Below are 24,147 nucleotides of genomic sequence, written 5' to 3'. Positions count from 1 at the left end.
GGTCGAAGCGGCGAGACAGGAGCTGGCCACCCAGTTTCCTGAACGGCTTCGACAAGCGTAAGGACGCAAATCGTGGCCAGTGCCTACACCATCGAATCATTACTTCGCCCAGCTGTAGAGCTTTACACAGTATTTGTCTGCATCACCGCAGCACTGCTGTGTGTATTCGCCCCCTGGGTCTTTGCCTTATCACCACTGTTCGGCGTGGTGACCGCATGCGCATATCTCGGCCTGGGATACGTCCGACTGAGACAGGCACTGGTGGTACTCCGGTACCGGCGCAACATCCGCCGACTCCCTCACTACACGATGACAAGCAAGGAAATGCCGGTCAGCAATGAGCGTCTGTTCATTGGTAAGGGCTTTCGTTGGACTCAAAAACACACCCAGCGGCTCATGGACACCTATCTGCCCAAATACGCTGAGTATGTAGAACCCACTGCGCTGTACCAGCAGGCACGGCGCCTCGAGGAGCGACTGGAGTTCGCCCCCTTCCCCCTCAAACTCATTACCCGCGCGACAGCCTGGAACGTCGCGCTCAACCCGGTGCGGCCACTCCCCCCGGTGGGCGGCCTTCCTCGACTCCACGGTATCGAGCCATACGAAGGCGATGTCAGCTTGCCGTTAGGCGAGCGCGTGGGCCACACGCTGGTACTGGGCACGACACGCGTAGGCAAAACTCGGCTGGCAGAGCTGTTCATTACCCAGGACATTAGACGCACTCATCGACGATCCAGACGCCGCGTTCAAATGGGTCGACGTGTTCAACCCGTGCATCGAAGCCAGCGCAGCGTCAAACAGGACGAAGAGGCGAACCTCGACCGCGAGGTCGTGATTGTCTTCGACCCCAAGGGTGACGCTGACCTGCTGAAACGCATGTACATCGAGTGCGAACGGGCCGGCAGACTGGATGAGTTCTACGTCTTTCACTTGGGGTGGCCAGATCATTCAGCACGCTACAACGCGGTGGGTCGTTTTGGTCGTATATCCGAAGTGGCAACACGGATCGCCGGTCAGCTCTCAGGTGAGGGTAATTCCGCAGCATTCCGCGAGTTCGCATGGCGATTCGTCAACATCATTGCGCGAGCCCTGGTTGCCCTTGGCCGGCGTCCTGACTATGAGCAGATCCTGCAGCACGTCATCAACATCGATGCGCTGTTTGTCGAATATGCCCAGAAATACTTCGCTGAACATGACTCCCAAGCCTGGGAAACCATCATCGCGATCGAGAACAAAATCGATCGGAAGAACCTCAGTTTTGCAATGAAGGATCGACCGATGCGCGTGGTGGCCATCGATCAATACCTCACCCAAAAACGCATCTCCGACCCAGTTATGGACGGTTTGCGATCGGCAGTCCGATACGACAAAACATACTTCGACAAGATCGTGGCCAGCCTGCTTCCACTGCTGGAGAAACTTACCACCGGCCGTATCGCAGAGCTGCTGTCTCCGGACTACATGGATCTTGAGGATCCACGACCGATCTTCGATTGGATGCAGGTGATTCGCAAAAGGGCTGTGGTCTACGTCGGCCTGGATGCATTGTCCGACACAGAGGTAGCCGCTGCCGTGGGCAACTCGATGTTCAGTGACCTGGTATCGGTCGCGGGGCACATCTACAAGTTCGGCATCGATGACGGCCTTCCGGGCGGCACCGGCGGTAAGGTGGCGATCAACGTCCATGCTGATGAGTTCAACGAGCTCATGGGCGAGGAGTTCATCCCGATGATCAACAAAGGCGGCGGTGCCGGCATGCAAGTGACCGCTTACACCCAGACCATGAGTGACATCGAGGCGAAGATCGGTAGCCGCGCCAAAGCGGGCCAAGTTATCGGTAACTTCAACAATCTCTTCATGCTGCGGGTTCGAGAGACCGCGACCGCGGAACTCCTCACTAACCAGCTCCCCAAAGTCCAGGTCTTCACCAGCATGCCAGCCAGTAGTGCCAACGACGCTATCAATGGCAAAGCCGCGTTCACATCGAACACCCATGACCAGATCCAGAGCGTCAGTGTGCCCATGATCGAGCCCGCACATGTCGTCGGTCTGCCCAAGGGGCAGTGTTTTGCCCTGATCGAGGGTGGCAACCTTTGGAAGATCCGCATGCCGTTGCCGGCGAGCGATCCTGACGAAGTCATGCCCAAGGATCTGCAGGCACTGGCCGAAAGCATGCGCAAAGGGTCAAGCAGCAATAGCGATTGGTGGCAAGCACCCGGCTTTCAAGCGTTGAACGAGTCGTTGCCCGATGACCTGGTGGATGACTTCCGGAACATGGCCACCGGCGACCAGGCTGCGTAAAGGGAGCCCTTCAAGGACAAAGCCATGGCAGATATTGCAGAAAAAGCTCAACAGCAGCAGGAGGGCCAGAAGACCTTCCTGGGCATGCTGTTTTCAACGCCCTTTCACTTCTTCGGCGTCATGTTCGGCTCGTTACTGGGAGCAATCGTCGTCGAGTGGTTGTGCATGTATATCTTCTGGCCGGACGCCGGGTGGAAACACGCCCAGGAGATGTTCGAATACGAATTGAGCTGGTTGTCCCAGGATCTACTGCAGAGCGTCATCATCAAAGAACCTGGTCGAACTGCAACCTGGCTTGCCCACCTGGTGTACGACTGGGTGATGGTGAAATCTGGCCTGCAGGACAGCATCAATGCACTGACTCAATATGCCCGCACAGCACGTCAACAGACTGGAAACTTCGATCTGCGTTACCAAATCGGTTGGGTGATGATCAAGTTTCAGGATTACGGCCTCGCTGCGCTGTACACCGTGCTCACCTTCTGCGTTCGCATGGTGATTCTGACGCTCACCATTCCATTGTTTCTGTTGGCAGCCTTCACCGGCCTGGTAGACGGCCTGGTCAGAAGAGATCTGCGAAAGTTCGGGTCAGGTCGTGAGTCGAGTTACCTCTATCACAAAGCAAGAGGAACCATTATCCCGCTCACCATCGTTCCCTGGACGATCTACTTGGCCATCCCCATCAGCATCAGCCCGTTATTGATCCTACTGCCTTGCGCCTTTCTTCTGGGCATCTCGGTTTGCATCACGGTCTCAAGCTTCAAAAAATACCTGTAGGAGTTGGACATGGAGTGGACTTACGAGCAACAGCCCATCATTGAATCGACGGCCGGCAAGCTGCTGGTTCAGGCATTCGCCGGAACCGGGAAAACAACCACCCTGGTGGGCTATGCAAAGCACCATGCATCAGTGAGGATGCTGTACCTCTGCTACAACAAGTCTGTAGAGCTGGCAGCCAAGGGTAAATTCCCGCGCAATGTCGTCTGCAAAACTGCACATGGCCTCGCCTATGCGGTCTACGGCAGCCAGTACGCCGCCAAACAAACCAACAACCTTCGACTCACCGACATCGCAAGGGCGATCAACACTCAAGACTGGGAGTTGGTCCGCGACGTGTTGAGTACATTGAACAACTTCATGGCCAGCGCTGATATGGAGCTGGGACGGCCGCACCTCCCTCGCTTCCAGGGTAGACAAATGCTGACCAGTGCTCAGGAGCGCTTCCTGAACAATACCCTGGCCGTGGCCAAATCCATCTGGAACAGGATGGTTGATCTACAGGACACCGGTATGCCCATCACCCACGACGGCTACCTGAAGCTGTATCAGATGAGCAAGCCAGATCTAAGCCAGCGCTTCGAAGGCATCCTCCTTGACGAAGGTCAGGACGTGAACCCGGTGATCGCAGACCTGGTGAAAATTCAGCGAATACGCAGAGTGGCCGTTGGCGATCCACATCAGCAGATCTATCGATTCCGAGGCGCAGAGGACGCGCTGGACAGCGACTGGATGGCAGACGCTGAGCGACATTATCTGACCCAGAGCTTTCGCTTCGGCCCAGCTGTCGCCCATGTGGCCAACATCATTCTCTTCTACAAGGGAGAAACTCGAAAACTCCAAGGTCTGGGACCTAATACCCAGGTCAAACGAGCTTTACCTGAAAACCTTCCGCACCGCACCTTCATCCACCGCACCGTAACCGGGGTCATCGAGAACGCACTGCGCTTGGTGACGAGTGAACCCAAGATCTTCTGGGTAGGTGGCATTGACAGCTACTCATTACGCGACCTCGAAGACCTGTACCTGTTCAGCCGCGGTCGTAATCAGGAGGTGCAGAACAAGAAACTGCTGCGCGACTACCGGGACTTCAATCAATACGTCGAAATTGCCGAGGTCAGTCAAGACAGTGAAATGCTCCGATCGATCAAAATCATCGCTGCCTACCCGGATCTGCCTCAGAGGATCCTGTCACTGCGGTCTCGAACGGTCGAAAACGAGCTGGACGCCACAATTACCCTCACCACCGGGCACAAAGCAAAAGGTTTGGAGTGGGACTTTGTCAGCCTTTACGACGACTTCACCGCGGACCCGCTCTCCCCTGACATTGATCAGGGACGGAAGAACGACGAGCTGAACTTGCTCTATGTGGCTGTCACTCGAGGAATGAAGATCCTGGCTCTGAACTCAATGGTCCTATCGATCATGCAGGCGTATGTCGACGCTCGTACTCCTCAAGTCTCCAAGCAGAAATACAGAGGCTAGCGAGCAAGCATTTACGGTTGCCCGACATGGCCCCGCACTGGAAGCCTCACACCTCCCGTCATCGAGGATGTGAAATGAGCTATCAAGCATTCGAGTACCGCAACGAATACACCCCGCTGCTGTACCGGGCTCAGACCAAGGGCTTCCTGCTGTTTAAGACTCAAGAGCCCACCCATGAGCCAGATATCAACGCATTTATGCAGGACCCTGACCATAAGGAACGTCTCTCAAAGCTGGGCCGCGAGGGGTGGGAATTGGTCTGCGTCCAACCCGTGGTCAAAGGTGAGGTCAAGCTCGGCAACCAAAACGCTCAAGGATGGGCGTATGGCATGGCGTTACCGATAGGTTTTCTGATGTTCTTCAAGCGCCCAATCCCTGGTGCTTAAAGTCTGGGAATCAATAAGAAGAAATCCAAGACGTGCTGATAATGGATTTCTTGCGGCGGGGCCCTGGTTATACGCGGCAAGCTGACGGCCAACAGGAATCACCAGAGCCCAGCCGTGAACCAGTATCAGCCCCTCACCGCCCTGACTTACCGCCTTGCCCGGGCGGGCCTGATCGCACTCTTTGGATGCTGCTTGCACCTTCCTCATGCCGCTGCTGCATCTGCCTCCGAACAGGCCAATCTCGAAGTAATGATCCGCCAGTTGAATGCACTGGAGGACACCGCACGCCGTAGTGCACAAGTCGCCGATGAACCAGGCAAACGTTACTACTTCGACTACCAACGCCTTGCAGGGGACATAGAGCGGATCCGGCATGGTCTGGAGGGGTACATGACGCCCAGTCGTGCGCAACCACGGGATCCTGCAGATATCTCTGGTGACTACACCAAAACTGGGGGTGGGAAACCATGAGCATGAACGGTGCTCAGTCTTCAGCCTTTCAGGCTGCTGCCGGATTCAGCCCATCTGTCAGCTACACCCTCTTCGTTGGAGTTGCACTGGCCGCCACATTTTTATGGGCAGCCTGGTCGATCTACAGCTGCTACCGAGGCTGGGCTACGGGCAACCTTGATCGCTCAATCGCTGCGACTTCGGTAACCCGCATCCTGGTGCTCTGCATGATCCTAATGTTTTTTGTTCTTAGTTAAACCTTCGGAGATACGCCATGCCCGCTCTAAAAAAGTTAATGAAGTTCTCTTTCATCAGCTCTGCTATCAGCCTTTCCCAAATCGCTACGGCCGCTCTGCCTCAAGCACAGGCCCCTACTCGCGGTGAAGGGACCAACATGACTCAAACGATGCAGAACTATGCCTACGACGGCTTCATGCTGCTCGGTTTGATCGTACTAGGGGTCATGTTCTTGGGTGTCGCTTATCACGCTTTCGGTGTGTACCACGAGATCCATGATGGTAAGAAAAAATGGCGTGACCTGGGATCTACAGCAGCAGTGGGTGTTGGCATCTTAGGCATCGGCATTTATCTGGTTACCAAAGCCACCGGCATTCTGTAACGAGGAATGACCATGGCTGACGTTCTTGAAGACGGTACGCTGAGCTTCCTACCCGTGCGCCTCAACAACCAACCAGTGGTGATGGGTGGCCTGACCGCCGACGAAATGTGGGGCACGGTCCTGATAAGCGCAGGGTCCGGCCTCGTATTGGGCATCCCTGTCGCGATCCTCACTCATTTGTGGGCACTTATCATCGCCGGCGCGCTGGTTGGCGGAGTGCTCGGACTGACCGTCGCCAGTCGCGTCTTACGGCGCATGAAACGGGGCCGCCCCGATACCTGGGTCTACCGCCAAGTCCAACTGAATGTTGCCCTCCACTTCCCGGCCTGGAACTCATCTCATCTCATCACACGCACAGGCGCGTGGACCTGTCGTCGCACGGAGGGTGCATGAGCTATCGCAAGAAAGTTGATTCACAGCAGGCTCACATCTTCAGCCTACGTCTAGTTATTGGTCTACTGATCTGCCTGGGGTTGTACATGGCTTACGGGTGGCAAAGCGCGCCACGCGATCTGACCATTCATGTTCCGCCTGACCTTCGTTCAGGCAGCACGCGAAAATGGTGGGACATCCCGCCGGAGTCCGTTTACTCGTTTGGTCTTTATATCTTTCAGCAGATGAACCGCTGGACATCAGATGGGGAGACGGACTACGAGGACAACATTGCTCGACTAGCCAGCTACCTAACACCCAGTTGCAGAACGTACCTGGAGAAAGACTTCGAACTACGTCGTAACAGCGGAGAGCTCCGCAAACGCGAACGCGGTGTTTCCGAAATTCCCGGGCGAGGTATCGACGACGCATCGGAACAGCATATCGAACAACACAGCATTAACGACTGGACGGTTAGCCTGGACATTGTCGCGGACGAATATTACGGCGGCGAGCGCGTAAAGCGCGCTTTTGCGCGGTATCCGTTACACATCATTCGGTCCGACACCGATCCGGAAAAAAACCCCTTCGGCCTTACATGGAACTGCTACAGCAGTAACCCCCAGCGTATTGAGGTCCCAGACTCTCCCATGAAATCTGGAGGCAAGTAATCGTGCGGCCCCTCATATATGGCTTGATCCTGATGGCCAGCCTAACTGGATACGCTCAGGCCGTTGAAATACAACGCTGGGAACGTATCCCTCTAGCAGTACCCTTGATTGTGGGACAAGAACGCATTGTCTTCGTTGACCAGAACGTGCGCGTCGGACATCCGCGCACCTTGGTAGGAAAGCTACGGGTTCAGAGCACAGGCGGTGCCATCTACTTGTTGGCCAACGAACCTATCGAGCCTACCCGCCTGCAGCTGCAAAACATGACCTCAGGCGAGATCATGTTGGTCGATATTGCAGCCAGCATTGGCAAAGCGAATCAAGCGGCACTCGAGCCCGTAAGAATCGTTGCCGGCGAGCAGCAAAGCAGCCGTTATGGCCAGGTCAACGCAACACAGAAATCGACACAGAATCGTTCCCAGGAAGAATCGGTAGTTCAGGAGTCCAGCGAGGACTCTCCTGCCGTAAGGCGTGAAACCCCAGTACCGGTAGTCATCACTCGCTATGCCGCCCAGATGCTGTATGCCCCCCTTCGCACCGTTGAGCCAGTTGCCGGAATTTCCCAGGTCAATCTCAACCGCCGCCTCGATCTTTCGACCTTACTCCCTACCCTGCCTGTCGAAGCTACGGCATTGGGGGCTTGGCGTATGGATGGCTACTGGGTCACAGCTGTGAAACTTCGAAACACTAGCGCCCAAAACCTGACGCTGGATCCTCGTGAATTGATGGGCGACTTCGTGGCTGCCACTTTTCAGCACCCCTATCTTGGGGTGAAGGGAGATGCCAGCGACACCACTACCACCTATCTCGTAACTCGCGGCCACGGGTTAGCTGAGTCGCTGTTGCCGTCGAGGGTCGGACAAATCGATCCGAAGGGAGGGCGCCGTGAAGAATAATCCTCTCCTGAAATTCCTGGTCGTTCCATTCGCTATCCTGGCGATTGTCTTGATGTTCAAGATGTTCGGTTCATCCACTCCCCAGCAACAACAAGGCGAAGGAACTCCAAAGCTCACCGAAGGACAAGCCAAGAAGCTCGGCGTGGATGGTGACACGGCCAGCGACACTCTTCGGACAATGGTCGCGGAAAGCAAACAGCTCAAAGACCAGATTACCACTGCGCTCAAGGGAAACGACGAGCTGAAGCAGCAGAACCTGGAACTGCAAAGGCGCCTGCAGAATATCGATCAGACGGTGGATAACCGGCTACAAAATGTCCAGAACACATTCAAACAGGAGGCCCAGCTACAAAATCAAAGCCTCGTTGATTCGTTGAAGCACCAGTACGAATCGTTGGCCAACAAGCAGATCGCTGGTACATCAGCAGGAGCAGACCTCCCGATTGGGTTCGGCGTGCAACCAGGGGACGGGCAAGGTTTTGAGGGAGCTCCTGGCCTGGATATGGTCTGGATAGAACCTCAGGACGCCACCCCAGTTGATGCCAACGGCAAACCAATTCAGAACGGTTCGAACCAGGTAGCCAACGGTTTTAACTTCCCGACATCCTTTGGGGCAACACTGGACCGCGGACAAAACGCTCTCAGTACCAGTGTTCAGAATGTTGCCGGCGAAGTGTCTTCGCAGGAGACGCGCAAGCAGGTACGTAAGGTTTACACACTTCCACAGAACTCGACACTGATGGGGTCCGTTGCCATGTCGGCACTGATTGGTCGAATTCCTATCGATGGAACAGTCAACGACCCATACCCCTTTAAAGTTCTGATAGGCCCCGAAAATCTGACGGCCAATGGCATTGATTTACCCGACGTAGCAGGGGCCGTGGCCAGCGGGACTGCGTCCGGAGATTGGACCTTGTCGTGTGTACGAGGCCAGATTCGAAGCCTGACCTTTGTCTTCAACGACGGAACCGTGCGAACACTTCCCGCTCCAGCCGACGAAGCGAATGGTAATCAGAACTCCAGTCAGAACAGTGGAAATCAGCAAACCATACAGGGGGGTCTGGGCTGGATCAGCGACGCTTACGGTATTCCGTGCATCAGCGGTGAACGCAAGAGCAACGCCTCTCAATACATCGGTTCGCAGGTGCTGATCACCGCCGCCGGCGCCGGCGCTGCCTCGCTGATCAAATCGGATGGCAACAGTAGTTCCTTTGTCACGACCCCAAGCGGAACGGTCAGCTCAACGGGGATTTCAGGCAATGAGGCGATGGGCAAGATCATTGGCCAAGGCGTCAACGATGTCTCCAGTTGGGTCAACAAACTCTATGGCCAGGCATTTGCAGCCGTATACGTGCAACCAGGAGCGAAGGTTGCGGTGCACCTGGATCAACAGCTCGCCATCGATTACGAGCTCAAGGGCCGCAAGGTCGACTACACCACTGGAACCGGTCATGCCTCTACCACTCTCGACTAAGTTAGGGCCGAAGGTTTGCTTCAGCCTGATCATTTCAGTGCTCCTCCCAAGTCTCCCGGGCTGCTCGACGAGCAAGGATGAGATGCTGCCCCATGGCGACAACACCATGCTGGATGTCTGGGATCAGGGCACCACGGGCTCCATCGGGAGTGCCGGCAGCCGGCAACTCCTCGATGCACGTCTGACATTGCGCAGGTCGCTGGATTCGGACCCTGGCAAGTCGCTAGAGGCTAACAGCACCTTCACAAGAACTTCGCAAAACGAGATCTACAGCCAATTCAAACGTCTGCCAAACCCTGACCTGGTTATGTACGTATTCCCTCATCTCGCGGGGTCTGACCCCGCGCCGGTGCCTGGCTACACCACCGTATTCCCACTCTACCAACGCGTGCAGTACGCGATGCCTGGCGAGCGGACGGAGGATTATTGATGGGACTGTTTGAAAAACTCAGAACACGTAAAGATGGCGAACGCGTTGAACCAGATGTACCGCCGACCAACGTTGATATCGATGGGGCTGCAGCTACCATGGATGGAGATAAAAGTTCGGAACCCTCCCCTGCCGAACAGTTTGAGGCAGCCTCGCAGCGATACTTTGAACGCCTTGCAGCCTTTGGGATTCCCTCCCCGGATGACTGGAGAAATCCAAAGCAGAAACCTGCCACGACCGCTGACGTGGCCAAGCTGTACAACGTCAATCCATCGTTCGTGGATTTGCTGCCCTGGGTGGACTATCTGCCCGGCGAAAAGACCATGCTCCTCGAGGACGGGGTTTCTCGCGCTGCATTTTTTGAGCTGACACCTATCGGCACCGAAGGACGTGACCCTGAGTGGCTTCGCAAAGCCCGGGACGCCTTGGAGAACGCGCTACAAGATTCGTTTGACGAACTGGAGACCTCCCCGTGGGTCGTTCAAATGTACGCCCAGGACGAAACCAGTTGGGATGGATACCTTCAGCAGCTGCACGACTACATTCAGCCCCGAGCCAAAGGCACTGCGTTTACCGAGCTGTACCTGAAGCTATTCAAGCAACATCTCGAAGCCATTTCCAAACCGGGCGGCCTCTTCGAAGACACTAAAGTCAGCCAACTTCCATGGCGGGGCCAACAGCGCCGCGTTCGTATCGTAGTCTATCGCCGTGCCAAAAGTGGAAGCGACGTTCGTGGCCAAGAACCGGCTCCATATTTGAAGGTTATTTGTGATCGCCTGGTGGGTGGGCTGGCGAACGCCGGCATCAAGGCCAAGCGAATGGACGGACAAGCTATCCGTCATTGGCTCGTCCACTGGTTCAACCCACGCCCCGATCATCTCGGGCCTACTGATGCAGATATCCGCCGCTTCTACGACCTGGTCTGCGACGAAGCTCCAACCACTGAGGACGGCGAACTGCCGCTCGCCAGCGGCACCGACTTTTCGCAAAACATCTGCTATCGCGAGCCGCTGTCCGATGTGGAAAAAGGTTTGTGGTACTTCGATGGCATGCCCCACCGGGTGGTCATGCTCGATCGCTTGCGCGAGCCACCCAAGACAGGGCACCTGACTGGTGAGACCCGTAAAGGCGGCGACGCGCTGAATGCGCTGTTCGACAAAATGCCGGAAGACACCATCCTATGCATCACCCTGGTCATTACCCCCCAAGACACGTTGGAGGGTCATTTAGAGCAACTGTCCCGCAAAGCAGTTGGCGACACTCAAGCATCGATCCTCACCCGTGAAGACGTTTCGACCGCACGTCAATTACTGGGTCGAAAACACAAACTGTACAGGGGCAGCGTCGCGTTCTTTCTGCGAGGACATGACCACGCTCAGCTGCAAGAACGCAGCCTCCAGCTCAGCAACGCGTTGCTGGGAGCAGGCATGGCACCGGTAGAACCACGGGATGAGGTTGCGCCGTTGAATAGCTACCTTCGCTGGCTACCCGGTAACTTCGACCCGAACCAGCGGCGAGCACTCGACTGGTACACCCAACTCATGTTTGCCCAGCATATTGCCAACCTGGCTCCAGTCTGGGGTCGGTCAACCGGAACTGGGCATCCTGGCCTGACGCTGTTCAATCGAGGTGGCGCGCCGCTGACGATTGACCCACTGAACAAGCTCGACCGACAGATGAACGCGCACCTGTTCGTGTTCGGTCCTACCGGGGCTGGTAAGTCCGCGACCCTCAACAACCTGGTTAATCAGCTGATAGCGGTCTACCGCCCGCGCCTCTTTATCGTTGAAGCTGGTAACAGCTTTGGGCTGACAGGTGACTTCGCCCAACGTCTGGGGTTGACCGTCAACCGCATCAAGCTCTCCCCGGGGTCTGGTGTCAGCCTCGCCCCTTTTGCTGATGCCGCTCGGTTGGTAGAAGCTCCAGACCAGGTGAAAATCCTCGATGCCGAGGACCTGGAGTCATCCGACGCGCACCTGGACAGCCAAGAAGACGATCAACGGGACATCCTCGGCGAGCTGGAGATCGTCGCTCGGCTGATGATCACCGGTGGCGAGGAGAAAGAGGACGCACGTTTGACTCGCGCCGACCGCAGTGCCATTCGCCATTGCATACTCGATGCTGCAAAAAACTGTGTGACTGACAATCGGACCGTGTTGACTCAGGACGTCCGCGACTCGCTACGTGCAGCCGGCATGCAGGAAGGCATGCCAGAGCCACGGCGCAACCGAATGCTGGAGATGGCCGAGGCCATGGACATGTTCTGCATGGGCGCCGACGGCGAGATGTTCAACCGCGAAGGTACGCCCTGGCCTGAGGCGGATTTGACGATCGTTGACTTGGCCACCTACTCCCGCGAGGGCTATAACGCTCAGTTGTCGATCGCCTACATCTCGCTGCTCAACACCGTGAACAACATCGCTGAACGCGACCAGTTCAAGGGCCGCCCTATCGTCAAGCTGACTGACGAAGGGCACATCATTACCAAGAACCCACTGCTTTCGCCCTACGCCGTCAAGATCACCAAAATGTGGCGAAAGCTCGGCGCCTGGTTCTGGCTCGCCACACAGAACGTCGACGACTTGCCTCCGGCAGCTGCTCCGATGCTGAACATGATCGAGTGGTGGATCTGCTTGAATATGCCACCGGATGAAGTGGAAAAAATCGCCAGGTTTCGAGAGCTAACACCCTCTCAGAAGGCACTGATGTTGTCCGCGCGCAAAGAGAGCGGCAAATACACCGAAGGGGTCATTCTCTCGAAGAGCATGGAGGTCCTGTTCCGTGCGGTCCCTCCGAGTCTTTATCTCGCCTTGGCAATGACCGAACCCGAAGAGAAAAAACAACGCTACGACGTGATGCAGGCAACTGGCGTCGACGAGCTCGGTGCTGCCATACAGATCGCTGCAGATCTGGACCGTCTGCGTGGCATCGAACCGCACATCATCACCTTTCCCGAGCAATCTACGGCCTTGGAGCGCCAGGCATGAGAACACTGAATACCCTGACCCAGAATCTGATTGAAAGCCTGACCCAGCTGCTTCAAAAACCCGGCGAGGACGCTTTGGAGGCACTGAAAGTCTGTGCCCCGGTCCTCATTGAGCAACTGCAGCAGGTGTTGATACGAGCTGTAGATCGCCGCGATATCGAGTCCCAACTCCGCACTGTGCTCGATGATTGGCTGCAGCAGCACCCTCTGCCTGATACAGCCCAGCACGCCCTGCTTGAGGCCCTGCGCAGACAGGCACTTATTTCATCGAAGTCCACCAAGGCATCAGCATGAGATGGTTGTCCGACCGCCGATCGATCTCAATCACCATCCTTGTAGGTTTGGTAGTAATCGGTGCTCTCTTCATGAGGGGAGTAATACTGAGGCCACAATATTTTGAAGGGCCATGGGTGTATGGCCCGACAAAAGCTCGTTGGACCATCACCGAGTACGCAGACCTGGAGTGCCCTTTCTGTAAAACCTATACCCCGTTACTGAAAACATGGGTGAAAGAACAGAAAGACGTGAATCTTCAATGGAGTCACCTCCCACTTGAGATTCACGGTCCCGCGGCGAGACGAGAAGCCCGGCAGGTCGAATGCGCAGGCAAGTTGGGGGGAGCGGATGCATTCTGGCAGGCCGTTGATCAAGCCTTCGCACGCACCCACAGCAATGGCCAAGGCTTCGAAGGCCAGCTCGAGCTCGCCGGCATCGATCAGCAGGATCTGGAGACCTGCACCAAGGAGGACATAAAGGTCGCCATACACATTGATCGTCAGCGTCAGGAAGCTACTGCCGCCGACATCAATGCCACTCCAAGTATGGTAGTCCGGGACAATGAGACAGGTAGGACGATCAAGCTTGAAGGCCCAGCGGATGGCGTGACTCTGCTATCAGCCATCGACTGGCTGGCACAGCAGGCCAAATCGCACAACTCGAAGTAGTCCTCGCCACTTAGAACTCCTTGTCTATGTGGGATTGAATCAAAGGAAGGTTATCCAAGTTAACGTTCACAATTGAGGAAAAAACGATATGAGCAAGTTTGTCACTTACGTCATTAAACTGCCTGACTCCAATGAAATGAAGGCTGTTATCAATAGTGGTATCCAGGCGCTAGTGGAGCGCAACGGGGGTATCATCACAGGTCAGTCAGCTGAAGACGAAATGACTCTGGCTGAAAAATTCGAAGAGCGCCTTGATGACTGGGATATCAAGGAAGCTCGAGCTGAGGCCGCTGCAGTAGCTGCTGGCAGCTGAGAAATACTACCTCCCCCCGAAATCCTATTTTCTACTGCACCAGCCCCCCCCTTCCGGTTTGCTGTACCTGAATCCTCTTCAGGTACGGCGTCATGACCAACATCCTTCACAAGCCCAGCCTTTCGCTGCTGCGACTGGTGCCGATCGCATTGCTGAGTATTTCAGCATTTGCCCATGGCGAAACCTGGGTGATCACCGATCAAGCACACCCAGTGACAAAGCCTGCTGGCGTCCGACTTATCCTCCTCGATGATCAACAACGCCTCGAGGAGCAACTGACCAGAAGCCTGCCAGCGGACCCCAGACAAGCAGCGGCAAGCATGCAGCGCTATCTGGCCAGCCCAGAAGGAAAACGCCTCCAGAACGAGCTTGTAACGGCTCAACAGGGTGTAACTGACGCATGGAGCGTTGGGGTCGAGAAGATTCCTGCCGTGGTCATTGACCGGCGTTACGTCGTCTACGGCGAACCAGATGTGAGCAAAGCCGTAGGCATTATCGACAGGGCCCGGAGTACTCATCGATGAAGCTCGCTCCTCGACTACTGCGCACAGTGTCAATGGTCGCCACCCTGAGCCTCTCAGCTTCGGCATCTGCAGCAATCACCTCGGCAGCGATCATCTCCTCAACCCTTTCTCCTACATGCCTGGAATACAAGGTTGTCGGAATCTGCTACTGGCTGTTCTGCACAAACTTCGGCTGCAAAGTCAGGACGTCGACCAAGGTTCGACACTACGTCCCGGACGCTGTGGTGTCGGCCTACTCCGACACTGGAATGAATCCATGGAGTGAGATGTCGAGCCTCGGGTCTCCGAATGGAATGGCTCAAGGAGGAAACGACGGTACGACCAATCATGTCGCCGAAAACAACATGGCCAAGTTCAAGGAAACAGACGTAATTGGCCACCCCGGAGGAGCGACCTTCAGCCAGTTCGCTAGTGGATCCGGATACGCATGCAAAGGCGCCACGCTTCCACTCGTCCCATATTTCCTTAGCTCGCTTGATCCTATTGCCTGGCGATACGGCGTTCCTGAAGCCGTTTACCCAGAGGCGCTCACGCCCGGCCTTAGAGAAGTGGGAAGCATGGCCAGCGCCGACCTTTGGGGGAACATCTATCCGCGCAGCGGCTTCCTCCATCAGTCGAATGACTACAAGACAGGCGCAGTCATGGCGCAACGAGCGGGCGACCTTACAACCCGTAACGGCCAGGTCCACGTTTACCTCCCAATGCTCGCAAAACCTCAGGACGGCTATTGGCCGGCCGGTGAATTGAAAGAAGGCGATAGCACGACCGGCAAGTGGCAGGAGCTGACGCCAACGCTCAGCCAATCCTGCGCGGTATTCCCAAATAGCAGCCCCCAGGTTCAAGCGGCAGAAGGTGGATACGCCTGGGCCCTTTGGCGCCCTTATTCCTGCTGCCAGCGTCGCGGCCAGACATTTCTAGGCAGCACAGACTTCCAATGAACATCAGCGAACGGAGCACGATATGAAACTCACAACTTGCGCGATCGGACTCCTCTGCAGTCTCGCCAGTGCGTCGGCCTTGTCCGCTGACCCTATCAACGTCTCATCCTCGGGCAGCGTGATTGGCGACGACGTGCTCTACAGCGTCGGTGGTGGGAGCGCAGTCACGATGGGAAGCGCCGGCAACATGGACAGCATCTCTGTGGGGGGTGGCTGGAGCAACAACCTCGTCTGCGGAAACATGAATATGAGCAACACCTTGGAAAACCAGTTGAATGGAGCCACAGCTGGCTTTCAGAACATCATGACCTCAGTTGTTCAAAATGCCACCGGCGCCGTTGCCTCCTTACCAGCCTTGATTCTTCAACGATCGAACCCCGCGCTCTATAACTTGATCACCAACGGTATTTTGCAAGCGCGTCTCGATTTCGACCGATCGAAAGGCACCTGCAGAGCAATGGCGAATCGCATGGCCGATATCGCAGGCGAACAGATGGGCTGGGGCCAACTGGCTGAAGGCCAGGCCATGGGAAAAACACTCACCACAACCCCCGACGCAGTTGCAGCGGTCCAGCAGGTAGAGGCCCAGGGAGGTAACGGAGGCGTTACTTGGGTCGGCGGCAATCAAGCCGGGGGCTCCGGGCAGAAGCCAATTCAGATAGTGGGGGACGTAACCAAGGCTGGGTATAACCTCCTCAACAATCGCCCTGCAGGAGACCCATCTGCGATCAACAAGGACACCTGCAAAAATGGCCTGGTGTGCAACGTTTGGTCCACACCTGCCGAGGCAAGTGCATTCGCGACCCGGGTGCTTGGAGAGAAACAGCAACAAACTTGCAACGACTGCCCAAAAACGGTTACAGCGGCTGGCGTCGGCCTCACCCCTCTTATTCAGGAGGCGTATGACAAAAAGCTTGAAGCGCTGCAGGGACTACTTAACGGCACAAAACCGATGACAGCTGAAAACCTGAACGCGGCAAGTAGCACCTCCATGCCGGTTACCCGCGGGGTGGTCAAGGCGCTACAAGATGAGCGAGATCAGGATCTTCTGGCGAAACGGCTGGCCTCCGAAGTGGCTCTTGCGGATGTCCTGGAAAAGTCGCTTTTACTGCAGCGGACGATGTTAGCAGGCAGCAAGGAACCGAATGTCGCGGCCAATAACCTGGCGGTTCAGACCATCAACCAACAAAGCACAGATCTGCAGCAAGAAATTCAGAACTTGAAGCTCGACCTGGAGATGCGACAGCAGCTCGCTAAAAACTCACCAATGGCAATCATTGAACGAGAGAAAGCGCGAGCAGAGAACTCTCGTGGGGTTTTCCATGGCGACCCAGAAACAGGGCGCCTGAATCAGCTGCAGTCGCCAAAGACCAATCAATGAGGAACTGGCCATGACCGATAGTCAAAACGCCGGCATTAATCCTCGCCGTTCAATCTCTCGCAGAGTTGTACGAGCAACGGTCGTAACCGTGCTCTGCCTTATTGTACTCAGCACTTTGCTGATCTTACTTAACGCAGTGCTGTTCCGTGTTTTTGGCGGTGTAGAAGCTTGGCAGACATGGCGAATCGACCACTACTGGCACCTGCTGGCGTGGCGATTGACGCTATACACAGGCTTAGCGGTTGCCTGGTTCAAACTCAAGTCACGCCTCCCTGGACAAGAAGCTAAGGAGAAGTACAAACGGCTCCGCAGAATTGAGGTCCTGGTAGTGCTTTTGGTGTTGCTCATTGAGCTCAGCAAACTGGTGTTTCAGCCCGGAGGTGGATTGTGACCCTCTACACGAATGACTACCTGGAGTACTACCTGACACTTGTCGGTTGGCTGATCAACAACGGCATCTGGGCGATGATCCAGGACACCGGACTTTTCGCACTTCCCTTCTGCATTATCGTGATCAAAGAGTGGCTAAAAGTCCGAGGTGAAGGTGCCGATGAGGGAAACAAAGGCGTGTTATCCCTGGCGCGGATCGAGACAAGTATCTACGTGGGATATGTGGTCGTTGCGTTGTGCGGCGTTCCAGCAGTTAACGTCAGCTTTGACACTCTGCAGTTCGATCAATCCCGAGCACAGCAGTGCCAGTACGCTCTACCGGCGCCGGCAGATACGGGCTGGAATACATCGTTCAGTACCTTGGCGGGCAAGAGCGCCCAGATGCCTGTCTGGTGGGCATTTATGCATGCGCTATCTAAAGGTTTAACCAGTGGGGCTGTCGCTGCAATTCCGTGCGGCACGGATCTCAGGCAGATGCGAATGGACGTCGACAATGCCCGCATCAGCAACCCTCTGCTCGCCCAGGAAGTGGCGGACTTTACTCATGACTGCTACGGGCCATCCCGAGCGCGATTGTTCATGCGACAACCAGACTTGGGATCGTCTGCAAGTACATCTGAAACACTCAAGGACCTGAACTGGATTGGTTCCCACTTCTTTCTGAACACTTCGGGCTACTACAACACCGACTACTCAAAGACTCCCCGTACCTCATGGCCATACAACGCCAGTCGTGATGCAGGCCTTCCCGAGGTGTCTGGAGGCGGTGGTTATCCGACATGCAAACAATGGTGGTCAGACGGTGGCATCGGGTTGAAAGACCGCCTGCAAGCTCAGGTGGATCCGGACCTGATGACCAAGTTCCTCGGCTGGGCTAAGTGGCTGTCGCCGAACGAGGTGAATGAGGCTGTTATCAGGCAGCTCGTTTCTCCTTCCAGCCAGGTCCAGGGAGACGTCTACTCCGACTACGGAGGACAGATCGGGGGAACTGTGTGGAATGGTATGGCGCGCACGGGAGGGACATTTGGGATTGCTTTAGGATCTTTGGCTTACTTCCCGGCAATGGATATGGTTCGACAGGCACTCCCTATGATCATGGCCTTTTTGAAGATGGCGATGGTGATCAGCATACCAATGGTCCTAGTAGTCGGCGCATATCAGTTGAGCACAGCAATGACGATGTCCATCGTGTTCTTCGCTCTGATCTTCGTGGACTTCTGGTTTCAACTAGCCAGATGGGTAGACAGCACCATTCTCGATGCCTTGTATGGTTCGGGCTCTCCCCATCTCAGCTTCGACCCGGTTATGGGGTTGAACACCGCTACCCAAGACGCAATCCTCAACTTCGTAATGGGGGCTATGTTTGTGATATTGCCGCTTTTCTGGGTGGGAGCCTTGGGCTGGGCTGGCATCAAAACAGGAGACGTGCTTGGAGGACTGAGCCGCGGATCCCAGCCAGTGCAACAAGCCGGAGGAAGTGCTGCCGGTGTTGCAACTGGTGCTCTGAAAGGTAAATGACCGCTGGAACGAATAAGGGGGCCAATGGCCCCCTCTTCTTAAACTAGGTGTTGGTCAATTCTGATCATGGTGAGACTGATCAGGGACCTCCAGCTCGCCCAGCCAGTTCAGTTTGCGTCCGAATACGTCTGTTCCGAACAGCTCTGTTTGGTTGGCCGCAGGATTGTTGGCAGTCAAATCCACCCGGGACAGTGCCCACAAGACGGTGGCAATAGAGGCAATCGTCATGCCAGCAGCAGCCAGCCAGCTACCCATAGCAAACATGAAGATCACTGCTGCTACAACCAACACTGCTCTCGCAAGCCAGAGCACGGGCGAGGCACCACTGGCAAATAGGACGGATACAGCTCGACCAAGACCAAAGCCAATGCGATGTGCAAGTCCTGAGGATGTATGTGCGGTCATTGTACGCGCCCCTGTTGAGCCTCAAAGATGAGGCACCTTGCTATCAGATATAAACTGAAAATTATGCTTTCGCAAGTGCGTTGGCATAATATGCCATATCCATCACCACCCTTCCCAACCATCTGGAGAAGAACATGGCCACTCGAAATGTTGTACTGACTCCCCATCACGAGGATGTCATCAAGGACCTGGTTAAGTCTGGTCGCTACCAGAATGCCAGTGAAGTCATGCGCGAAGCGCTGCGTCTCTTGGAGCAGCGAGAATCCGAGGAGGCGGCGAAACTTGAAGCTCTGCGAAACGCCACCTCTATTGGCCTGATGGACCTGGAGCAAGGTCGTTTCATCGAAGTCGCGGGTTCCGGCGATCTGGGCCAGCTATTGGCAAACATCGGTGAGCAGGCCGCCCAATCAGCTGCCGAGAAACACTGAGCATGACGCAATACCGGATAACTAACACAGCCCTTTCTGATATCGCGGACATTCTCAAACACACACAAGTACAGTTCGGTACCGGCGCCAGGGTTAGGTATCAGGAACTGATCCGCACCGCGATCGAGGATCTGGCCCTCGTACCAACGCGGATTGGCAGCAGCATGAGGGACGAAGTTGCGTTCGGATTAAGAAGCTTTCACCTGGTCCACTCCAGAAAGAGAGCTGCCACTGCAAATGGCATGGTCCAGAGCCCTCGTCATATCGTCTTCTATCGGCTTGCCGAGGACCAAGTCATCGAGATCGTCAGGATACTGCACGACGCCATGGAGGCCAGGTTGCATCTCCCCCAGGACTGAGCCTGCAAATGGCCCAAAAGGAAAATGGCTCCTGAAAGCGAATGGAATGGTTCACAAGGGTAAAAGCCCTACCTGAAAGGGCCGGCTATGGCCGGTGAAATGGCCATGGTTACCCTCTCCTGGGTAGAACTGAGCTATACGTCACTCTTGGCCGGTAGGAATGAACAACCCGGGGATCAAAATTTGCGCTGCTATGTACAGCACAAATCCAATTAGCGGGATCGCTATAGCCCCTAATATGAAAAGCTCAATCTTGGTTGGTCTCATGCTTTCTCCGCTGGTGGGTTATCCCCATAAATCAACACCTGCGAGACATTCTCGCCTAACTGTCATCGAGCCGCCTCAAAGAAAAGCAAATCCACAACACGATGCATTTTCCGGGCAAAGGTATCACTCAGGAACTGAATGATGTCATATCGCCTTTGAAATGCGTTCAGCCTCTGATGTTGTTTTTCCATTGAACAGGACTCATCAGATGGTGGAAAAGCCCGCCCCATGGATCTTTCATGGAGCAGGAAATGTTCTCTCTCTTCCGTCGCGGAAAATCACTATCTTCACCAGAGCAATCCCCCCAGGGCTTCATCCGCCCAGGCTCGGCTACGGAGCTTCTCGATTCACCGCGCAGGCAAAAACTGCTGGAGAACATATGGCAGCGTGCTTCGCTGTCCCGGCAACAGTTTTCAGATCTCTATCGAAAGCCTCTCGAACGCTACGCTGAGCTGGTTCAGTTGCTCCCTGCTTCGGAGAACCACCACCATGCACACTCCGGGGGAATGCTCGATCACGGCCTGGAAATCGTTGCCTATGCACTGAAAATTCGCCAGTCCTATCTACTGCCAATTGGCGCACCACCAGAGTCCCAGTCAGCCCAGGCCGAAGCCTGGACAGCGGCAGCCGCTTATGGGGCTCTGCTTCACGATATCGGCAAAATCGCAGTAGACGTGCATGTGGAGCTGCAGAGCGGTAAAACCTGGCACCCATGGCACGGCCCCATCAAATACCCATACCGCTTCCGGTATGTGAAGGGGCGCAACTACAAACTCCACGGCGCTGCAGCAGCTCTCACCTACGCCCAGATCCTGAACCCAGATATTTTGGACTGGCTCAGTGGTTTCCCTGAGGTGTGGGCTGAATTAGTTTTCATCCTGGCAGGCCAATACGAGAATGCCGGCACTCTTGGTGAAATCGTAGTCCAGGCCGATCAGGCTTCTGTTGCACAAGAGCTTGGTGGCAATCCTGCACGAGCACTCACCGCACCAAAACAATCCCTGCAGCGGAAGCTGGCGGATGGCTTGCGCTACCTGGTACGCGACAAATTCAAACTGAACCAACCCGACGGCCCGTCTGATGGATGGTTGGATCAGGGTGCGCTATGGCTGGTGAGCAAACCGACAGCTGATGAACTGAGGGCCTATCTCCTGAGTCAAGGCATTGAAGGTATCCCCAGTTCGAACGCCCCATTTTTCAATATGCTGCAAGATCAAGGCGTGATCCAAACGAACGCCCAGGACAGAGCAATCTGGAAAGCTACGATCGACAATGGGCGAGGCTGGAGAAAGACATTCACTCTTCTCAAGTTATCTCCTGCGCTGATCTGGAATGACCCAAACGATCGACCTCCCGTGTATGCCGGCACCGTAGAAGTTGAGACCGGAAATATCGACATTCCAGAGGACGATCAATCAACTATCGAGCCTCGCCAGCAACCGGTAACCACGCCTCACCATGTAACCAGTCCAGCGCCATTGAAAGGCTCACTTCCACAGAAAACTCAAAGCGATGCAACCGAGATTGCCGCTTTGCTGAATCTGCTTGATAACATCACTTCGCCACTACAGCCAGAAAGTGACTTAGAACACTCCTCTGCGGCAAAGACCGTGCCTTCTGGCCTGGAAGACGTCCAGCCAGTAATACCTTCCGAGACTGAAAGTGAAGCGGTAGCTATTGCCGATGGCGTTGCACCAATACCGGGCAACAACAGCGAGCTGGGTAAAGGATTTGTTGAATGGCTTAGGAAAGGCCTCGTCTCCCGCCGAATCATTATCAATGACACCAAAGCACTGGTGCATACCGTATCGGGGACCGCGATGCTTGTCACACCTGGAATTTTCAAGCGTTACGTGCAGGAGTTTCCTGAGATTGAGGCGCAGGCAAAAGCTCAGAATGTGAGTGCCTGGCAACTTGTCCAGAGAAGCTTCGAGAAACAGAAGTTGCACCAGAAAACTGCGAAGAGCCTGAACATCTGGACCTTCAACGTCACTGGCCCTAGAACCACCAAACAGCTGAGGGGATATCTGCTGAAAGAACCCCTGACGGTTTTTACTGAGGTTCCCTTCGACAACGCGAGCATAAGCTTGATGACGGGAAAAGCGGAGGGAGCGGAATGAACACGCCCCTTGAGCTAACACAAGACTACATTTTCACCCACGACCTGAGACACGCCAGCGCAAAGATTTATCTTGCAGCCACCAGAGCATTGATACGGCACTTTGGGGAAGACAGCTCACTCGATGCGATCGACCATCGCTCAATTCTGGGATGGCGACGTAAAGAGCTTGACCGAGGATTGTCCAAACAAAGCTGGAACACCTACTCAAACCATCTCCGGACTGTATGGGGTTACGCTCTTGAGCAGGGAACACTGCTTCATACCAGCGTAAACCCGTTCAGGAAGACCACGGTCATCCCACCAAAACGTGCAAGTAAGACCGTAGCCCGTGATGCCATCAAGCAAGCTCGTGAGTGGCTCAAATCCCTTGTGGCCGAGGAGCGCTACACAAAAAAACGCAGCCAGATAACGCCAGCATGGTTCTGGCTTACCGTATTCGAAATGTTCTACTACACAGGCATTCGATTGAATGCTCTGTTGACTTTACGGCACCAAGACGTCGATTGGGAAAATAGGCTGATCAGGGTTCAAGCTGACACAGAGAAGACCCATCGTGAGTTCTCAATCCCGATCATGCCGGGTCTGGAGCCTCACATATTGGGCCTTCTGGAGGCAGCGGACGAGATTGGCTTCCGGCCAGATGATCAGTTGTTCAACGTAAATCGGTTTTCCAGGTACTACCGCTCGAGGGAGATGAATATCGACCAGGTGGAGGGGATGTACCGCAAATTGACCCGTGAGATTGGAACACGTATGACACCGCACCGCTTCCGGCATACCTTGGCAACGGATCTCATGAGGCAGCCGGAGCGAAATATCCACCTCACAAAAAGCTTGCTGAACCATTCAAACATTGCGACGACGCTCAGCTACATCGAGGTCGACTACGATCACATGCGGGCAGTGCTGCACGAACGAAGCCTGTCGCAGGGTGCAATCGCGTTTGAAAGGCGGGTGGATGAACATGTGCCGACTCCGGTGGCTCATATGCCTCCAGCTCTGCCTGAACCTCTCCCCGCCCTTGAAGAACCAGAGGTTGCGGCAGCCCCGGCCTGCCCAGCTGATTCAGAAACCATGCCGCTACTGCCTCCACCAGATATTGATTCTGGGGCATCAAAGCTGCTGACTCATGTCGCTAGCATCAGCTCTGAACGCTTCACTCTGGAACAGGCAATACTTCCAGTGGGGACCGGCTTAAGCCACGAACTGACATGGGATGGACCAGGAACCTGGTGGGAAGAGTTAGGAATTCCACCAGCGTCAATGTTGGACGAGGTATCCGAGACCTCAGTCCTGTTCACACTGATGATCAATAGGGTCGGCATCAAGTCGTATAACTGGAGCTGAACCAGTTCTACTAAGACCTTGGCGCTGAGACAGGTCACCGAATGCGCAGAGCAAAACACTATCTGGATTGGGATTTACAGACCCAGATCTGGAGGGGTTCTCTCAACCTAAATTCCGCTAGATGCCTACAGGTTCACGCATTCTAAGCAGGCCCCCGTTGACAAAATCGCCCAGGCTCGCTCCTGAGCCATGCAATATTCCATATTGACATCACGTCTGCTCGAAACTATGGTTCGCCACAGACGGCTGCATGTCTGTAAGTATGTTTTGTGCCTTAAACACCTTCCAGCTCAGCACCCACACGTTTCTGCAGGCAAAAAAAAACCCGAAAATCCTCACTTTCGTGGGCCTTTCGGATTTTAAA

General features: G+C 55.2%; 26 protein-coding genes. 25 read left to right on the top strand and 1 reads right to left on the bottom strand.

The genetic code is table 11. The features are described 5' to 3' along the window. Positions 1 to 72 precede the first annotated feature (72 nt). From traD to PVZ80_RS32020, 21 genes are all read left to right on the top strand, one after another. The gene (gene traD / locus PVZ80_RS32120) at positions 73 to 2,301 is read left to right on the top strand and encodes a type IV conjugative transfer system coupling protein TraD (RefSeq protein WP_124374117.1); all 2,229 of its coding nucleotides are present in this window, start codon (positions 73 to 75) and stop codon (positions 2,299 to 2,301) included. A 24-nt stretch (positions 2,302 to 2,325) separates the two neighbouring features. After that, entirely contained in the window at positions 2,326 to 3,078 is a 753-nt protein-coding gene (locus PVZ80_RS32115) for a TIGR03747 family integrating conjugative element membrane protein (RefSeq protein ID WP_202338776.1), read from the top strand. Between the two features lie 9 nt (positions 3,079 to 3,087). Further along, positions 3,088 to 4,563 carry a UvrD-helicase domain-containing protein gene (locus tag PVZ80_RS32110; RefSeq protein ID WP_273865024.1) on the top strand — a complete coding sequence of 492 codons (1,476 nt, stop codon included), beginning with the start codon at positions 3,088 to 3,090 and terminating at the stop codon, positions 4,561 to 4,563. 74 nt (positions 4,564 to 4,637) lie between these two features. After that, positions 4,638 to 4,949, top strand: a complete 312-nt coding sequence (locus tag PVZ80_RS32105; protein ID WP_273865023.1) for a hypothetical protein — start codon at positions 4,638 to 4,640, stop codon at positions 4,947 to 4,949. Positions 4,950 to 5,117: 168 nt separating this feature from the next. After that, positions 5,118 to 5,420 (top strand): integrative conjugative element protein, RAQPRD family, encoded by a 303-nt coding sequence (locus tag PVZ80_RS32100; RefSeq protein WP_273865047.1) that lies wholly within the window; start codon positions 5,118 to 5,120, stop codon positions 5,418 to 5,420. After that, on the top strand, positions 5,417 to 5,656 hold the full coding sequence (locus tag PVZ80_RS32095; RefSeq protein ID WP_273865022.1) for a TIGR03758 family integrating conjugative element protein: 240 nt from the start codon (positions 5,417 to 5,419) through the stop codon (positions 5,654 to 5,656). Before PVZ80_RS32100 ends, PVZ80_RS32095 begins: the two co-directional genes overlap by 4 nt. A 38-nt stretch (positions 5,657 to 5,694) precedes the next feature. Next, positions 5,695 to 6,018 carry a TIGR03745 family integrating conjugative element membrane protein gene (locus tag PVZ80_RS32090; protein WP_435307302.1) on the top strand — a complete coding sequence of 108 codons (324 nt, stop codon included), beginning with the start codon at positions 5,695 to 5,697 and terminating at the stop codon, positions 6,016 to 6,018. Positions 6,019 to 6,030: 12 nt separating this feature from the next. Further along, positions 6,031 to 6,411: a TIGR03750 family conjugal transfer protein gene (locus PVZ80_RS32085; RefSeq protein ID WP_273865020.1), complete on the top strand. Its 381-nt coding sequence runs from the start codon at positions 6,031 to 6,033 to the stop codon at positions 6,409 to 6,411. Further along, the gene (locus PVZ80_RS32080) at positions 6,408 to 7,061 is read left to right on the top strand and encodes a PFL_4703 family integrating conjugative element protein (protein ID WP_124303503.1); all 654 of its coding nucleotides are present in this window, start codon (positions 6,408 to 6,410) and stop codon (positions 7,059 to 7,061) included. Before PVZ80_RS32085 ends, PVZ80_RS32080 begins: the two co-directional genes overlap by 4 nt. 32 nt (positions 7,062 to 7,093) lie before the next feature. Then, complete coding sequence (locus PVZ80_RS32075; protein ID WP_273865019.1) at positions 7,094 to 7,957, top strand: TIGR03749 family integrating conjugative element protein; 864 nt, start codon at positions 7,094 to 7,096, stop codon at positions 7,955 to 7,957. Continuing rightward, positions 7,947 to 9,431 carry a TIGR03752 family integrating conjugative element protein gene (locus tag PVZ80_RS32070; RefSeq protein ID WP_273865018.1) on the top strand — a complete coding sequence of 495 codons (1,485 nt, stop codon included), beginning with the start codon at positions 7,947 to 7,949 and terminating at the stop codon, positions 9,429 to 9,431. Before PVZ80_RS32075 ends, PVZ80_RS32070 begins: the two co-directional genes overlap by 11 nt. Continuing rightward, on the top strand, positions 9,409 to 9,861 hold the full coding sequence (locus PVZ80_RS32065; protein ID WP_273865017.1) for a TIGR03751 family conjugal transfer lipoprotein: 453 nt from the start codon (positions 9,409 to 9,411) through the stop codon (positions 9,859 to 9,861). Before PVZ80_RS32070 ends, PVZ80_RS32065 begins: the two co-directional genes overlap by 23 nt. Further along, positions 9,861 to 12,848 carry a conjugative transfer ATPase gene (locus PVZ80_RS32060; protein ID WP_435307274.1) on the top strand — a complete coding sequence of 996 codons (2,988 nt, stop codon included), beginning with the start codon at positions 9,861 to 9,863 and terminating at the stop codon, positions 12,846 to 12,848. The genes PVZ80_RS32065 and PVZ80_RS32060 overlap by 1 nt, the downstream gene beginning before the upstream one ends. Beyond that, positions 12,845 to 13,141, top strand: a complete 297-nt coding sequence (locus tag PVZ80_RS32055; RefSeq protein ID WP_124302063.1) for a hypothetical protein — start codon at positions 12,845 to 12,847, stop codon at positions 13,139 to 13,141. The genes PVZ80_RS32060 and PVZ80_RS32055 overlap by 4 nt, the downstream gene beginning before the upstream one ends. Continuing rightward, complete coding sequence (locus PVZ80_RS32050; protein WP_273865016.1) at positions 13,138 to 13,791, top strand: DsbA family protein; 654 nt, start codon at positions 13,138 to 13,140, stop codon at positions 13,789 to 13,791. The genes PVZ80_RS32055 and PVZ80_RS32050 overlap by 4 nt, the downstream gene beginning before the upstream one ends. Positions 13,792 to 13,879: 88 nt before the next feature. Continuing rightward, complete coding sequence (locus PVZ80_RS32045) at positions 13,880 to 14,104, top strand: hypothetical protein (RefSeq protein ID WP_273865015.1); 225 nt, start codon at positions 13,880 to 13,882, stop codon at positions 14,102 to 14,104. 92 nt (positions 14,105 to 14,196) lie between these two features. Continuing rightward, positions 14,197 to 14,628, top strand: coding sequence for a TIGR03757 family integrating conjugative element protein (locus tag PVZ80_RS32040; RefSeq protein ID WP_124374131.1), 432 nt, complete (start codon positions 14,197 to 14,199; stop codon positions 14,626 to 14,628). Continuing rightward, positions 14,625 to 15,566 (top strand): TIGR03756 family integrating conjugative element protein, encoded by a 942-nt coding sequence (locus PVZ80_RS32035; RefSeq protein WP_273865014.1) that lies wholly within the window; start codon positions 14,625 to 14,627, stop codon positions 15,564 to 15,566. The genes PVZ80_RS32040 and PVZ80_RS32035 overlap by 4 nt, the downstream gene beginning before the upstream one ends. Before the next feature lie 22 nt (positions 15,567 to 15,588). Beyond that, complete coding sequence (locus PVZ80_RS32030; RefSeq protein WP_124374133.1) at positions 15,589 to 16,947, top strand: integrating conjugative element protein; 1,359 nt, start codon at positions 15,589 to 15,591, stop codon at positions 16,945 to 16,947. A gap of 10 nt (positions 16,948 to 16,957) precedes the next feature. Next, positions 16,958 to 17,338, top strand: coding sequence for a DUF4153 domain-containing protein (locus PVZ80_RS32025; protein WP_124374134.1), 381 nt, complete (start codon positions 16,958 to 16,960; stop codon positions 17,336 to 17,338). After that, positions 17,335 to 18,855, top strand: coding sequence for a conjugal transfer protein TraG N-terminal domain-containing protein (locus PVZ80_RS32020; RefSeq protein ID WP_273865013.1), 1,521 nt, complete (start codon positions 17,335 to 17,337; stop codon positions 18,853 to 18,855). Before PVZ80_RS32025 ends, PVZ80_RS32020 begins: the two co-directional genes overlap by 4 nt. 54 nt (positions 18,856 to 18,909) lie before the next feature. Here PVZ80_RS32020 and PVZ80_RS32015 read toward each other — a convergent pair whose 3' ends face one another. Beyond that, positions 18,910 to 19,260 carry a hypothetical protein gene (locus tag PVZ80_RS32015; RefSeq protein WP_124374137.1) on the bottom strand — a complete coding sequence of 117 codons (351 nt, stop codon included), beginning with the start codon at positions 19,258 to 19,260 and terminating at the stop codon, positions 18,910 to 18,912. A gap of 134 nt (positions 19,261 to 19,394) precedes the next feature. On the opposite strand from PVZ80_RS32015, the gene PVZ80_RS32010 reads away from it, so the two are divergent. The 4 genes from PVZ80_RS32010 to PVZ80_RS31995 all read left to right on the top strand — a co-directional run bounded on the left by PVZ80_RS32010 (position 19,395) and on the right by PVZ80_RS31995 (position 23,783). Further along, the gene (locus tag PVZ80_RS32010; RefSeq protein WP_124374138.1) at positions 19,395 to 19,688 is read left to right on the top strand and encodes a type II toxin-antitoxin system ParD family antitoxin; all 294 of its coding nucleotides are present in this window, start codon (positions 19,395 to 19,397) and stop codon (positions 19,686 to 19,688) included. A 2-nt stretch (positions 19,689 to 19,690) separates the two neighbouring features. Continuing rightward, complete coding sequence (locus PVZ80_RS32005) at positions 19,691 to 20,047, top strand: type II toxin-antitoxin system RelE/ParE family toxin (RefSeq protein ID WP_124374139.1); 357 nt, start codon at positions 19,691 to 19,693, stop codon at positions 20,045 to 20,047. A 506-nt stretch (positions 20,048 to 20,553) separates the two neighbouring features. Then, the gene (gene mobH, locus PVZ80_RS32000) at positions 20,554 to 22,434 is read left to right on the top strand and encodes a MobH family relaxase (RefSeq protein ID WP_273865012.1); all 1,881 of its coding nucleotides are present in this window, start codon (positions 20,554 to 20,556) and stop codon (positions 22,432 to 22,434) included. Further along, positions 22,431 to 23,783 carry a site-specific integrase gene (locus PVZ80_RS31995; RefSeq protein WP_202338795.1) on the top strand — a complete coding sequence of 451 codons (1,353 nt, stop codon included), beginning with the start codon at positions 22,431 to 22,433 and terminating at the stop codon, positions 23,781 to 23,783. Before mobH ends, PVZ80_RS31995 begins: the two co-directional genes overlap by 4 nt. The last annotated feature ends 364 nt before the right edge of the window (positions 23,784 to 24,147 follow it).

Origin of the sequence: Pseudomonas sp. B3G-3, assembly GCF_028640915.1 — a bacterium.
Taxonomy (GTDB): Bacteria; Pseudomonadota; Gammaproteobacteria; order Pseudomonadales; family Pseudomonadaceae; genus Aquipseudomonas; species Aquipseudomonas chlororaphis_I.
The sequence above is the reverse complement of the archived record's forward strand: the minus strand, read 5'-3'. Positions and strand labels throughout refer to the sequence as shown.

Coding starts and splice junctions, on each gene's coding strand:
- PVZ80_RS32115 (WP_202338776.1), top strand. CDS start 2,326: ATGGCAGATATTGCAGAAAAAGCTCAACAGCAGCAGGAGGGCCAGAAG.
- PVZ80_RS32110 (WP_273865024.1), top strand. CDS start 3,088: ATGGAGTGGACTTACGAGCAACAGCCCATCATTGAATCGACGGCCGGC.
- PVZ80_RS32105 (WP_273865023.1), top strand. CDS start 4,638: ATGAGCTATCAAGCATTCGAGTACCGCAACGAATACACCCCGCTGCTG.
- PVZ80_RS32095 (WP_273865022.1), top strand. CDS start 5,417: ATGAGCATGAACGGTGCTCAGTCTTCAGCCTTTCAGGCTGCTGCCGGA.
- PVZ80_RS32090 (WP_435307302.1), top strand. CDS start 5,695: ATGAAGTTCTCTTTCATCAGCTCTGCTATCAGCCTTTCCCAAATCGCT.
- PVZ80_RS32085 (WP_273865020.1), top strand. CDS start 6,031: ATGGCTGACGTTCTTGAAGACGGTACGCTGAGCTTCCTACCCGTGCGC.
- PVZ80_RS32080 (WP_124303503.1), top strand. CDS start 6,408: ATGAGCTATCGCAAGAAAGTTGATTCACAGCAGGCTCACATCTTCAGC.
- PVZ80_RS32075 (WP_273865019.1), top strand. CDS start 7,094: ATGGCCAGCCTAACTGGATACGCTCAGGCCGTTGAAATACAACGCTGG.
- PVZ80_RS32065 (WP_273865017.1), top strand. CDS start 9,409: ATGCCTCTACCACTCTCGACTAAGTTAGGGCCGAAGGTTTGCTTCAGC.
- PVZ80_RS32060 (WP_435307274.1), top strand. CDS start 9,861: ATGGGACTGTTTGAAAAACTCAGAACACGTAAAGATGGCGAACGCGTT.
- PVZ80_RS32055 (WP_124302063.1), top strand. CDS start 12,845: ATGAGAACACTGAATACCCTGACCCAGAATCTGATTGAAAGCCTGACC.
- PVZ80_RS32050 (WP_273865016.1), top strand. CDS start 13,138: ATGAGATGGTTGTCCGACCGCCGATCGATCTCAATCACCATCCTTGTA.
- PVZ80_RS32045 (WP_273865015.1), top strand. CDS start 13,880: ATGAGCAAGTTTGTCACTTACGTCATTAAACTGCCTGACTCCAATGAA.
- PVZ80_RS32040 (WP_124374131.1), top strand. CDS start 14,197: ATGACCAACATCCTTCACAAGCCCAGCCTTTCGCTGCTGCGACTGGTG.
- PVZ80_RS32035 (WP_273865014.1), top strand. CDS start 14,625: ATGAAGCTCGCTCCTCGACTACTGCGCACAGTGTCAATGGTCGCCACC.
- PVZ80_RS32030 (WP_124374133.1), top strand. CDS start 15,589: ATGAAACTCACAACTTGCGCGATCGGACTCCTCTGCAGTCTCGCCAGT.
- PVZ80_RS32025 (WP_124374134.1), top strand. CDS start 16,958: ATGACCGATAGTCAAAACGCCGGCATTAATCCTCGCCGTTCAATCTCT.
- PVZ80_RS32015 (WP_124374137.1), bottom strand. CDS start 19,260: ATGACCGCACATACATCCTCAGGACTTGCACATCGCATTGGCTTTGGT.
- PVZ80_RS32010 (WP_124374138.1), top strand. CDS start 19,395: ATGGCCACTCGAAATGTTGTACTGACTCCCCATCACGAGGATGTCATC.
- PVZ80_RS32005 (WP_124374139.1), top strand. CDS start 19,691: ATGACGCAATACCGGATAACTAACACAGCCCTTTCTGATATCGCGGAC.
- mobH (WP_273865012.1), top strand. CDS start 20,554: ATGGAGCAGGAAATGTTCTCTCTCTTCCGTCGCGGAAAATCACTATCT.
- PVZ80_RS31995 (WP_202338795.1), top strand. CDS start 22,431: ATGAACACGCCCCTTGAGCTAACACAAGACTACATTTTCACCCACGAC.